Source organism: Mesorhizobium sp. M7A.T.Ca.US.000.02.2.1 (genome assembly GCF_003996995.1).
In the GTDB taxonomy this organism is placed as follows: domain Bacteria; phylum Pseudomonadota; class Alphaproteobacteria; order Rhizobiales; family Rhizobiaceae; genus Mesorhizobium.
Genome location: NZ_RZTT01000028.1, coordinates 1 through 12,115 on the forward strand (window position 1 = coordinate 1; position 12,115 = coordinate 12,115).

11 protein-coding genes, 1 pseudogene and 1 riboswitch are annotated in these 12,115 nt (G+C 62.6%); of the genes and pseudogenes, 6 read left to right on the top strand and 6 right to left on the bottom strand.

What is annotated here, in order from left to right:
- On the bottom strand, positions 1 to 533 hold a 533-nt coding region (gloB, locus tag EOD15_RS04660; RefSeq protein WP_127408326.1), incomplete at its 3' end, for a hydroxyacylglutathione hydrolase.
- A gap of 137 nt (positions 534 to 670) precedes the next feature.
- Between gloB and EOD15_RS04665 the strand changes: the two genes are divergently transcribed.
- The 3 genes from EOD15_RS04665 (at position 671) to EOD15_RS04675 (ending at position 4,302) form a co-directional block, all read left to right on the top strand.
- On the top strand, positions 671 to 1,453 hold the full coding sequence (locus tag EOD15_RS04665) for a methyltransferase domain-containing protein (protein ID WP_127318414.1): 783 nt from the start codon (positions 671 to 673) through the stop codon (positions 1,451 to 1,453).
- A 132-nt stretch (positions 1,454 to 1,585) separates the two neighbouring features.
- Complete coding sequence (locus EOD15_RS04670) at positions 1,586 to 3,412, top strand: ABC transporter ATP-binding protein/permease (protein WP_127318412.1); 1,827 nt, start codon at positions 1,586 to 1,588, stop codon at positions 3,410 to 3,412.
- 86 nt (positions 3,413 to 3,498) lie between these two features.
- Entirely contained in the window at positions 3,499 to 4,302 is an 804-nt protein-coding gene (locus EOD15_RS04675; protein ID WP_127318410.1) for a DUF1194 domain-containing protein, read from the top strand.
- Between the two features lie 70 nt (positions 4,303 to 4,372).
- Here EOD15_RS04675 and EOD15_RS04680 read toward each other — a convergent pair whose 3' ends face one another.
- The gene (locus EOD15_RS04680; RefSeq protein ID WP_127318408.1) at positions 4,373 to 5,308 is read right to left on the bottom strand and encodes a glycosyltransferase family A protein; all 936 of its coding nucleotides are present in this window, start codon (positions 5,306 to 5,308) and stop codon (positions 4,373 to 4,375) included.
- 15 nt (positions 5,309 to 5,323) lie between these two features.
- Complete coding sequence (locus tag EOD15_RS04685; protein WP_127318406.1) at positions 5,324 to 6,361, bottom strand: glycosyltransferase; 1,038 nt, start codon at positions 6,359 to 6,361, stop codon at positions 5,324 to 5,326.
- 246 nt (positions 6,362 to 6,607) lie between these two features.
- On the opposite strand from EOD15_RS04685, the gene EOD15_RS04690 reads away from it, so the two are divergent.
- Entirely contained in the window at positions 6,608 to 6,928 is a 321-nt protein-coding gene (locus tag EOD15_RS04690) for a DUF1330 domain-containing protein (protein ID WP_127318404.1), read from the top strand.
- 7 nt (positions 6,929 to 6,935) lie between these two features.
- Here EOD15_RS04690 and metW read toward each other — a convergent pair whose 3' ends face one another.
- Both metW and EOD15_RS04700 read right to left on the bottom strand, forming a co-directional pair.
- Positions 6,936 to 7,553, bottom strand: coding sequence for a methionine biosynthesis protein MetW (gene metW / locus EOD15_RS04695; protein WP_127268377.1), 618 nt, complete (start codon positions 7,551 to 7,553; stop codon positions 6,936 to 6,938).
- Positions 7,550 to 8,719 (bottom strand): homoserine O-acetyltransferase, encoded by a 1,170-nt coding sequence (locus EOD15_RS04700; protein ID WP_127271091.1) that lies wholly within the window; start codon positions 8,717 to 8,719, stop codon positions 7,550 to 7,552. The genes metW and EOD15_RS04700 overlap by 4 nt, the downstream gene beginning before the upstream one ends.
- 114 nt (positions 8,720 to 8,833) lie before the next feature.
- A riboswitch (SAM riboswitch) is annotated at positions 8,834 to 8,911 on the bottom strand.
- Positions 8,912 to 9,047: 136 nt separating this feature from the next.
- On the opposite strand from EOD15_RS04700, the gene hisC reads away from it, so the two are divergent.
- Positions 9,048 to 10,157 (top strand): histidinol-phosphate transaminase, encoded by a 1,110-nt coding sequence (gene hisC / locus EOD15_RS04705; RefSeq protein WP_127318402.1) that lies wholly within the window; start codon positions 9,048 to 9,050, stop codon positions 10,155 to 10,157.
- Between the two features lie 5 nt (positions 10,158 to 10,162).
- On the top strand, positions 10,163 to 11,098 hold the full coding sequence (locus EOD15_RS04710; RefSeq protein WP_185928974.1) for a prephenate/arogenate dehydrogenase family protein: 936 nt from the start codon (positions 10,163 to 10,165) through the stop codon (positions 11,096 to 11,098).
- An 88-nt stretch (positions 11,099 to 11,186) separates the two neighbouring features.
- On the opposite strand, the pseudogene EOD15_RS04715 reads toward EOD15_RS04710, so the two are convergent.
- Positions 11,187 to 12,109 (bottom strand): annotated as a pseudogene (locus tag EOD15_RS04715) (sugar kinase).
- Positions 12,110 to 12,115: the final 6 nt, after the last annotated feature.

The window sequence follows — 12,115 nt, forward strand, 5'->3', positions numbered from 1 at the left end:
GCGTTGGAGAGCGTATATTCGTGGCCGCAATAGATGGCCGTTTCAGCCGGAAGTGCAGCCAGCTTCTTCAGCGATTCATACATCACCGGCGGCTTGCATTCGAACAGCCGTCCGCAACCCAGCGCAAACAGCGTGTCGGCGGTGAACGCCACACCCGAAGCCGGCAAATAGTAGGAAACGTGGCCGGCGGTGTGGCCGGGCGTGGCGATGACTTCGATCTTTTCATCGCCAAGATGGAGAACCGAGCCGTCTTCGACGGTCTCGTCGATGCCGGGGATCTTGGCCTTTTCCGCTTCCGGGCCGACGATGCGCAGCTTGAAGCGCTCCTTCAGCGCCAGATTGGCCTCGACGTGATCCATGTGATGATGCGTGGTCAGGATCATCGTCGGCGTCCAGCCGGTGCGCTTTATCGCGGCCAGGATAGGCGCTTCCTCGGGCGCGTCGATGATCGCGGTCTGGCCGCTTTTGGGATCATGCACCAGCACGCCGAAATTGTCGCTGCGGCACATGAACTGTTCGATTTCGACCGGCATCGCATCTCTCCGTTTATGGCCGCAGACATAGGGCGCCGGCGCGTGGATGTCATCCCGGATGTCGAATGACATCTCGGAATGTCGGGTCGTCGCGGCCTTTTGTTGAAACCCGCCGATATCACGGCTACATCCCTGCCATGCATTCCGACATCGTCGATCTTCGCTCCTTCTATTCGACAACACTCGGCCGTTTCGCCGAGCGTTCGATCACCATGGCGTTGTCGTCGATATGGGCAGCGGTACCCAACGAGCGGCTGGTTGGTCTGGGTTACACCTTGCCCTGGCTGGAGCGGTTCGGCACCGATGCCGAGCGGGTCTTTGCCTTCATGCCGGCAACGCAAGGCGCGGTGGTGTGGCCGGCGACAGGGCCGACGGCGACGGCACTGGTCTTCGACGAGGAACTGCCGCTGGTCGATTCCTGCATCGACCGCATGCTGCTCGTCCATTCGCTCGAACATGTCGAGAACCCGCGTGAGACGCTGAACGAGATCTGGCGCGTGCTGTCGCCGGCTGGCCGGGTGGTCATCGTCGTGCCCAACCGGCGCGGTGTCTGGGCGCGCTTCGAGCACACCCCGTTCGGCAATGGCCGGCCCTTTTCGCGCGGCCAGCTCACCGAATTGCTGCGCGAGGCCAATTTTACGCCCGCCGCCTGGTCCGATGCGCTGTTCTTTCCGCCGTCGAAGCGCCGTTTCATGATGCGCTTCCACAATGTGCTGGAGCGCGCCGGCCGGCGGCTGTGGCCGATCTTTTCCGGCGTCATCGTCGTCGAGGCGCAGAAACGGCTCTATCAAGGCGTGCCCGTCGTCCAGCGCGCCTCGCGCCGCGTCTTCGTGCCGGTGCTGTCGCCGCATGGCGCCACCCGGCTTGGCCGTCACAAAGCCGATGCCAAGCCCTCGGCTGCGCGAGTGACGGCTTCGTGATCACGGCAGGCGTGCCTGACGTCGTTTTCCTGCCTATCTGTCGCAAGCGGACCGACAGCCCATCCGGCAGCCCATACAAACGCCTGTCAAGTTTCTCCATCCGGTTTCAGCACTGACGCAAGGACCTCGGCCATGGCTGATCAACCGGACAATGCCGCCGCCGTTCATCCGGTTGCCGTGGCGGTCGAAGCCAGCAGCCTGCGCGATCAGGTGGCGACGATCCGGCGGGCGCTGGCGGGATCGCCGGTTCGCAAATGGTTGCAGTGGACATCGGTCGGCATCATGGCCGTGATCATCGCAACGTCGATCGGCCAGGTTCTGCTCAACCGCTGGAACCAGCCTTTCTACGATGCGCTTGCGCGCCGCGACATGGCGGCCTTCCTGCACCAACTCCTCGTTTTCGCGATGATCGCCGGCGGGCTGCTGGTGCTCAATATCGGCCAGACCTGGCTCAACCAGATGATCAGGCTCAAGCTGCGCGAGGCGCTGACGCTGGATTTGATCGATCAGTGGATGCGGCCGGCGCGCGCCTTCCGGTTGGCCAATGCCGGCGCCATCGGCGTCAATCCCGACCAGCGCATGCAGCAGGACGCCGCGCATCTATCCGACCTGTCAACCGATCTCGGCGTCGGGCTGCTGCAGTCGTGCATCCTGCTCGTGTCATTCGTCGGGGTGCTGTGGGAGCTGTCCTCGGGCTTCGTGTTCCACATCGGCGGGACCTCGCTGGCCATACCGGGCTACATGGTCTGGGCCGCTATCCTTTACGCCGGCATCGCCTCCTGGCTGAGCTGGCTGGTCGGGCGCCCGCTCATCCGCCTGAACAGCGACCGCTATACACGCGAAGCCGAGCTGCGCTCCTCGATGGTGCGCGTCAACGAGAATGTCGATGCCATTGCGTTGTATCATGGCGAGGCCGACGCCAGGCGGCGGCTCGAACTCGATCTCGGCACGGTGCTGGGCGCCATGCGGCGCATCTACACCGCCCAGATCAACCTGTCCTGGGTGACCGACACCTATGGCTGGATCACCGTCGTGGCGCCCATACTGGTCGCTTCGCCGGTCTATTTCTCAGGTGATATCAGCTTTGGCGGGCTGATGATGGCGGTCGGCGCCTTCAATCAGGTCCACTCTTCCTTGCGCTGGTTCATCAACAACATCGGCAGCATCGCCGATTGGCGCGCCACGCTGATGCGCGTGGCCGATTTCCGCATCGCGCTCGATGAAACCGATGCGCTGCACGACACGGAAAAGCGCATCGCCTTCGGCCAAAACGTCAATGGCAGCCTGACTTTCGAGAAGCTCGAAGTGACCTCGCCGGAGGGTTGCACCAGACTCGCCGATCCGCATGTCGAAATCCGCCCCGGCGAGCGCGTCATGATCACCGGCGACCCCGGTGCGGGCAAAACGCTGTTCTTTCGTGCCATTGCCGGCCTGTGGCCATGGGGAAGCGGCCGGATCGGCCTGCCGGCGGGAGAAACCCCCATATTCGTGCCGCGCGTGCCTTATTTTCCGGTCGGCACGTTGCGCGAAGTGCTCGATCACCCAAACGGGCCCGCGCCGGCGAACGATGCCGACATTTTGGCGGTGCTGGCCGAGGTCGGTCTGGGACGGCTATCCTCATCGCTCGACCGTGCCGGGCGTTGGGACCATGAGTTGGGCGATGACGAACAACGCTCGCTGGCCTTCGCCAGGCTCGCGTTGCGGCAGCCGAAATGGGTGATCATCGACGAGGCGCTGGATGCGTTCGACGGCCCATCGCTAAGACGCGTGCTGTCGATGCTCGAGAAGCGTTTGCCGGGGACAGCGATCCTCAACATCGGGCGCGGCCAGCACAACAACCACTTCTTCCCGCGCGCGTTGACGATCGTCAAGGATTCCGGTGCGCCAGCCCTGAAGCCCGCCCGCGTCAGGGCCGGCGCGATCGAACCGCCGCCAGCCGCCGCTCGTCGCAAGAAATGAGCTGATTTCCGGGCGAGGGAAGCAAAGCTTTATTTTGCCGCGATCGCGAGGGAAGCTCCTCGGGAGAAACAATCCTGGCGACGGCCATGCTTGATGCTCTGCGCCTGCTTGCCTGTCTTGCCTGCGCCCAGGCTGCCCCGGCCGCCTCGCCGCCGGATGCGCTCGCCGTCGACGTCGAGCTGGTGCTGGCGATCGACATCTCGCTGTCGATGGACGAGAAGGAGTTCGCCCTGCAGCGGGCCGGCTATGTCGAGGCGCTGCGGCATCCCGACTTCATCAAGGCTGTCCGCGCTGGCGCCACGGGCCGCATAGCGCTGGCCTATTTCGAATGGGCCGGCACGGTGCGCGACGACGCGGTCATCGGCTGGCAGATTATCGATAGTGCCGAGAGCGCGAACAGCTTTGCCGACAAGGTCGCGGCTCGTCCGTTCCGCAGCTTTCGCGGCACTTCGATTTCCGGCGCGCTGGCCTTCGGCACCGAGCTTTTCGACCGCACGTCTTTCCATGGCGAACGCAGCGTCATCGATATTTCGGGCGACGGACCGAACAATATCGGGCCGCCGGTCACCGCGACGCGTGATGCGGCGACTGCCAAAGGCATCGTCGTCAACGGCCTGCCGATCCTGATCAGCCCGTCGCCCACCTTCAGCCATCTCGACCAGTATTATGCGCAGTGCGTGATCGGCGGACCCGGTTCCTTCGTGCTGCCTATCTATGCCGCCGCCGAGTTTTCGACAGCCATCCGGCGCAAGCTGCTCCTGGAAGTGAGCGGCATTCAGGACGAGGTGAGAAGCATCCCCATCGACGCGGCGACGCCGATAGACTGCCTACAAGGCGAACGGGACAGGCGGTTTCTATCGGATCCGTATTTTCCCGAACTTGACCGTTGAGCTCTCGACAGAGGGGTTAACGCGATCCGGAGGGAAAACCGTTCCACAATTTCCCGGAATCCCTCTCGGTTTAAGCGGGCCGGGCACCAAATTGATTGCGAAACTCGTTGGAGAGATCGCGGCGCCAGCGCCGGCCATGGACATAGCCTTGCATCAATTCCGGCAGCGAATAGCCAAGCGTTTTGGATGAACGGTTGGCCATGTAGCCCTGAAATGCCTCCGGTATCCTGCCTCGCAGGATGTCGGCGATGAGCTGCCGCGAGATCATGTAAGGCGGAATGTGCGGGTAGGCATGGGCAATATGCGGATGTTTGCCCATCAGGTTCGCATAGGCCTCGACATAGCCGTCACGGCGGCCGGAAATCGAGTTTTCCGAATTGTATTTCGTCCAGTCCAGATCCCTGGACAACTGCGCACCGAAGCGCCGGGCAAGGCGCAGCAGCAATTCGCGATCCTGCATGCGGGTGATGTCGCTGTCGTAGCCGCCGATGGCCAGCAAGGCTTCGCGGCGAGCCGTGATCGCGGAGCCGGCAATGAAGATGGTCTGCCCAACCAGCGTCCGCTCAAGCATTGCGGGGCTCACGAACGCCTCGGGGTTGACGCAGTTTGTGATGCGACTGCCTTTCAGGGACACGAACGAACTGATCAGCACTTGCAGTACAGGATTTTCCTCGAACCAGGTCAGGGTTCGTTCAAGCCGGTGCGGCATGTAGATGTCGTCCGAATCGAGGAACGTCACCAACGGTGCCCGCGCGCGCTCGATGCCGGCATTCCTGGCTGCGTTGGCGCCTCGCCATTTCGCCCCGACATAGATCAGCCGCGGGTCCTGGATACGGGCAAGCGCCGCTTCGGTTCCATCGGTCGAACCATCGTCGACGACAATGTGCTCAAGCCTCGACATGCTCTGGGAGAGTACGCTTTCCACGGCGCGCAACACCGTTTCGCGTCGGTTGTGGGTCGGCGTAATGACCGTGATGAGAGGTGTCGGTTCGATGGTTTTGCCCATTTTGACCATAGTGCTTCAGCTATGTCCCACGTAGAGGGGCACGTTTTCAACCTCGTCCCGAACCAGCCCAAGGGCCATGGCCGCTTGTGCACAAAAAACCAGCGCGCAAAAGGCCAATCCGACGATCAGTGCAAACGGGATCTGCCATGCCGGCATTCCGAGCCGAGTTGCATGCGTCAGAATACGCCCGCCCACTTTCCAGGACGTCGAAAACCAACGTCTTGTCGCCTTCAGCACTCGCGCGGCTTGGGATGGCGATGCCAGTGCCACATATTTCCGGTCCGCATCGCGCCCGGTGACCAGGGCACGCCAAAAGAAAAAGCGCCAACCGCGCGGAGGATAATGGCTGGCGCGGGCATCGACTCTGACAAAATCATGCCCGCTTGCTCGTAACTGGCTGGTGAGCAACGTGCAAGAAACCTTGAACCCATTGCTGGCCGGAAAGGGATGGCCGGCTAACCAGCTTCTGCGGAAGGCGCAATTGTTGGCGTTCATCGCGCGCTTGGAGGCAAAGCGTCGATCACCATCACGCAGCGGGAAGAACCACAGAAGCGCAAAGGTCCGCGACGCGAAATCGTCACAGCCGAGATAGGTGTAACCGTTCACTGCGATGGTCTTCGGATCCTGGAGCGGTTTGAGAAGTGCCGACAGCCAGCCGTCTTCGATCACTGTATCGGAATCGCAGAAAATGACGATGTCGCCCTTGGCCAACGCGGCGCCTGCGTTCTTGACCTCATAGTACCGGCCGCCTGTGCAGGCGCTGAAGACCGTATTTGCTACCATGCCAAGTTGCGGAACAATTTCGGTGAGACGATGCCGCAGAAGCGGTGTGTCGGTATCTGGTCCGCTGTGAACGACGATGACCTCCGGTTTCAGGTATTGACCGGTCGTCGTCACGGCTTCTATTTCCCGTGCCAAAGCACTGAACGAAACGCCGATCTCATCTTCATTGATGGACTTGGCGTTTTCCATTTCGACAACGATCGAATAGGTCAGGTTCCCCGCTCCGTGCTTCGCTCGGCATCGCGTCCGGCATGACGCTACGAAAAACATGCTCCCGTGTCATCATCAGGTTGCAGAGTTCAATCCGTCCGCAACCACGAATTCGCAACCTTGCGTCTCAACGGCAACACCCTGAGGGCCGGGGACTGGAAACCGCCTCAGGATCGCGCAGGCCGATTCGTCTTGATCGCCTCATCTCATTCTTATTACTTTTGGGGTAATCGAATTCTGTAACAACCCTTGGCAATCTGTGCCTGTGAAGCCGGCAATCGGCTTCGATTGAAAGGGAGTGCACTTATGACCGCTTACGCCGTCGCCCATATGCGCCAAGCCACGATGGGCCCGCAGATCGTCGAATACCTGCACAAGATCGATGCCACGCTGGAACCTTTCGACGGCCGTTTTCTGGTCCATGGCGGCGATGTCGAGGTGATCGAGAACAACTGGCCGGGCCATCTGATCATCATCGAATTTCCCGACAGGCAGCATGTGCATGGCTGGTACAATTCCCCCGCCTATCAAGCGATTCTGGCGCTGCGCACGGACAATTCGGAGGCCGACGTGGTGTTTGCCGACGGCGTCGAACATCCGCACAAGGCCACGGACATCCTCGAATAGCTTGCGGCTACTGCCGTTTCAGCAAGAACACTGCCTGCTGGCCGAAGAAGTTCCAGAACCACCACGGCATCGACAGGCCGATCTTCTGGCCGTTGGCGTCGAGAGCGGTTGCCTTCTCGACGGTCGCGCCGAGCTCGTCGCACAGATTGACGAAGTCGCGGATGGTGCAGAAGTGGATGTTGGGCGTGTCGTACCAGGAATAGGGCAGGTCCTTGGTCACTGGCATGCGGCCGTTGACGAACAGTGACAGACGCACACGCCAATGGCCGAAATTGGGAAAGGAGACGATGGCGCGATTGCCGATCCTGAGCAGTTCGTCGAGCACCAGCTTCGGGTTGCGGGTGGCCTGCAGCGTCTGCGAGAGGACGACGAAGTCAAAGCCCTTATCGGGATAGAATTCGAGATCCTTGTCGGCGTCGCCTTGGATGACCGAGAGGCCGCGCGCCACGCATTCGTTGACGCCGCGCTGCGACAGCTCGAGCCCACGGCCGTCGACCTGCTTGCTGTCCTGCAGCAATTCGAGCAGCGAGCCGTCGCCCGAGCCGACATCGAGCACGCGCGACTGTGGTGGGATGAGGTTGGCGACGACTTCAAGGTCGACGCGCTGGTCGCGGTTGACGCTCATAGGCCCAGCCCTCTCGCCCTGGCGGCCGAGCCGATGAAGCCGTTGATGGCGGCAAACAGTTCCGGCTCGTCGAGCAGGAATGCGTCGTGGCCGCGGTCGGTCTCGATCTCGACGAAGGATACCGATGCTCCGGCGGCGTTGAGCGCATGCACGATCGAGCGGCTCTCCTCTGTCGGAAAAAGCCAGTCCGAGGTGAACGACACCAGGCAGAAGCGCGTTTTCGTGCCGGCGAAAGCATCGGCCAGCCGGCCGCCATGGTCGGCGGCAAGGTCGAAATAGTCCATCGACCGCGTCATGTAGAGGTAGGAATTGGCGTCGAAGCGATCGACGAAGGTCATGCCCTGGTGGCGCAGATAGCTTTCGATCTGGAAGTCGGCGTCAAAGCCGAAGGTCAGCGCTTCGCGATCCTGCAGATTGCGGCCGAACTTGCGGTGCAGGGCGGCTTCCGACAGGTAAGTGATGTGGGCGGCCATGCGCGCTACCGCCAGGCCCTTTTCCGGGCGTTTGCCGTGCTCGAAATATTTGCCGCCATGCCAGTCCGGATCGGCCATGACAGCCTGGCGGCCAACCTCATGAAAGGCGATGTTCTGCGAGGAATGGCGCGCGCCGGTGGCGATCGGCAGCGCCGAGAAGACGCGCTCCGGATAGCTCGACGCCCATTCCAGCACCTGCATGCCGCCCATCGAGCCGCCGAGCACGCAAAACAGTTTTTCGATGCCGAAATGGTCGATCAGCATCTGCTGCGCCCGCACCATGTCGCGAATGGTGATAATGGGCAGGTCAAGCCCATAGGGCTTGCCGGTGGCGGGATTGGTCGAGGCCGGACCGGTGGACCCAAGGCAACCGCCGATGACATTGGAGCAGATGACGAAGAAGCGATTGGTGTCGATGATCTTGCCGGGGCCGATCAGCACTTCCCACCAGCCAGGCTTGCCGGTCACCGGATTGGTGCTGGCGACGTGCTGGTCTCCGGTCAGTGCATGGCAGACGAGGATGGCGTTGGAGCGGGCATCGTTCAGCGTGCCGTAGGTCTGGTAGGCGATCTGGAACGGTGAAAGCAGCGTGCCGGCGTCCAGCTTGAGCGGCTTGTCGGATCCAAAACGCAAAACCGGGCTCGACGGTTGGTCGACCTCGTTGTTGGTTTTGCGGGCACGCAGAACGGCCATGACATCCATCTCACACTTTGAGCCCACGCATCGCGCTTGTCGAAAGTCGATGCCGATACGGGTGTCCGGCCGGCGCGGACAACAAAAAACCGGCATTGCGGTCGCAAAGCCGGTTACAGGATGCAAACGGCCCTTTAGCAAGTTGTTTAACGTGGCTGCAAGCCGACCGGCCAAATCACCACGGAAGTTCGCACCCCTTCTAGGGCTGTGGCGCGCCGTCGTCAACGGCCAGCCCTGGGCGATGACTGTCGCCTCTCGACATTGCAGGCCACGGCTTGTATTTCCGCTGCGGCTTCCCTCAGGAAGCGTTCTCGACGGATTTTGCGACATGAGCCAGACACCGGACCAGGCACGTCCAACCCCGCGTGCGGGCATCATGGACATCGACGCCTATGTGCCGGGCAAGAGCACGGCGCCCGCCGGCGTCGCCAAGGTCCACAAGCTGTCATCAAACGAGAATCCGCTAGGACCCTCGCCGAAAGCGATCGAAGCCGCGCGCGAGATTGCCGGCAAGCTCGACATCTATCCCGACGGCACCGCCAGGCGGCTGCGCGAAGCGATCGCCGAGGTGCATGGCCTCAACCCGCAGAACATCATCTGTTCCAATGGTTCCGACGAGATTCTCGGCCTGCTGGCGCAGACCTATCTGGCGCCCGGCGACGAGGCCGTCATCACCGAACACGCCTTCATGGTCTACAAGATCTACATCCAGTCGGCGGGTGCCGTTCCGGTGACGATCAAGGAAAGAGACGAGCGCGCCGACATCGACGCCATCCTGGCCGCGGTCACGCTGCGCACCAAGATCGTGTTCCTGGCCAATCCCAACAACCCGACCGGCACCTATGTGCCGTTCCAGGAGGTTCGCCGGCTGCATGCCGCGCTGCCGAAGAACGTGCTTCTGGTGCTCGACGCGGCCTATGCCGAATATGTCCGCCGCAACGACTATGAGGCCGGCATCGAGCTGGTCGGCAGCACCGAGAACGTGGTGATGACCCGTACCTTCTCCAAGATCGGCCTCGGTGGCGCGCGGATCGGCTGGATGTATGCGCCGATGCATATCGTCGACGCCATCAACCGCGTGCGCGGTCCCTTCAACGTCAATGCGACGGCGATCGAGGCCGGTATCGCAGCCATCCGCGACCGCGCCCATGTCGAGCGCAGCGTGGCGCACAACGAGACCTGGCTTGCCTGGTTGAGCGAGGAATTCACAAAGCTCGGGCTGCGGGTAACGCCGAGCGTCGGCAATTTCGTTCTCATTCATTTTCCCGATGACCAGAAGCATTCGGCGGCGGCGGCGGACGACTATCTGACGGCGCGCGGCTATATATTGCGGCGCGTTTCGGGCTATGGCTTTCCCAACGCGTTGCGCATGACCGTCGGCACCGAAGAGGCCAATCGCGGCGTTGTCGCCGCTCTCACGACATTCCTGAAAAGCTAGAGACCATGACATCACCGATGTTTGAAAAGATCGCGCTGGTCGGCATCGGCCTGATCGGCTCGTCGCTGGCCCGCGTCATCCGCCGCGAGGGGCTGGCCCGTCACGTAGCCATATCAACGCGCAGTGCGGCGACGCTGGCGCGAGCCGAGGAGCTTGGGCTGGGCGATAGCTATACCACCGATGCGAGAGAGACTGTCCGCGATGCCGACCTTGTCATCATTTCGGTGCCGGTAGGCTCATCCGGCGCGGTTGCCGAGGAAATCGCGCCGGCGCTGAAGCCGGGTGCGATCCTCACCGATGTCGGCTCGACCAAGGCGTCTGTCATCGCGCAGATGCAGCCTTATGTGCCTGAAGGCGTCCATTTCATTCCCGGTCACCCGCTGGCGGGCACGGAAAAATCCGGCCCCGACGCCGGTTTCGCCGACCTGTTCGACAATCGCTGGTGCATCTTCACGCCGCTGCCCGACACCAACCCGGACGCGCTGGAGAGGCTGTCGGAGTTCTGGCGCCGGTGCGGTGCCAACATCGACACGATGGACCCGCAGCATCACGACATGACGCTGGCCATCGTCTCGCATCTGCCGCACATCATCGCCTACAACATTGTCGGCACCGCCGATGATCTGCAGTCGGTGACCAAGTCCGAAGTGATCAAATATTCGGCTTCCGGCTTCCGCGACTTCACCCGCCTTGCCGCCTCCGACCCGACCATGTGGCGGGATGTCTGCCTGCACAACAAGGACGCCATCCTTGAAATGCTGGCGCGGTTCTCGGAAGACCTGGCGTCGCTGCAACGCGCGATCCGCTGGGGCGATGGCGAAAAGCTCTTCGACCTGTTCACCCGGACGCGGGCTGTGCGCCGCTCGATCATCGAAGCCGGCCAGGACATCGACGTGCCCGATTTCGGTCGCCAGGCCGTCGAGCACCCCGCGAAGGGCTAGAGCAATTCCAGGAAAAGTGTGAGGCGTTTTTCCCGGGAAAAGCGCTAGCGCTTTCCCTTGGGAATTGCGTCAAAACAAAGCGTCAGTTTCAGGCTGGCCAGGTCTGCGCAACCATGGCCAGCGTCTCGGCCCTATCCGGCGCGCCCAGCCTGCCGCCGAAGCGCAGGCATTTGAGCGCCGCGGCCGCACTGGCAAAGCGCAAAGCCTGCTCGACCGGCATGGCTTCCGCCAACCCGACGGCGAAGGCGCCGTGGAAGACATCGCCGGCGGCCAACGTGTCAACCGCCTGACCCTTGGCGCCGCGACATGGCGCACATAGCCTGCGCGACGGTCGTGCCACCAACAGCCCGCCGCGCCGCCGGTTACCGCGACAAAGGCGTCGGTGCGGCTGGCGAGATCGGCGCAAGCCGTTTCCGGATCGAGCGCCTGGCCGCAGACGATGCGCGCCGCCGGCTCCGAAGCGACGATGTGCGTGGCGAGCGGCAACAGCTGTTCCAGAACTTCCAGCGGCGCGGTGTCGGCATCGAGGATCGCCGGACGCCCAACGGCGCGTGCCGCCTTGAGTGCCAACGCTGCCGCGCCCGGCCAGCGGACATCGACCAGCACGGCGTCGAATGCCGTGAGGTCGGCGACCGGCAAGACTTCGGGATCGGCCTGGGCCAGCCCGTCATAGAACGGCACGATGATGCGCTCGCCATGCGCGTCGACCAGGATCGAGGCCAGCGCCGAGCGGGCGCCTCTGACGCGGCGCACAAAGGTGCAATCGACGCCTTCGGCCTCGATGCCGGCGATGAGCTGGTCGGCGACGGCATCGTCACCCGCACTCGCCCACAGCGATACCTCCGCGCCCAGGCGATGCGCGGCGCAGGCAGCACTGGTGGCCATGCCCGAGGCGATCTGGACGCCGTCGGAGGCAATGAACTTGCCTTGATGCACAGGCAGTGTCTCGACGCGCAGGATGGTGTCCAGCGTCAAGGCGCCAACGCTCAGCAGCTTCACGGGTTTTGCCATGGCTGA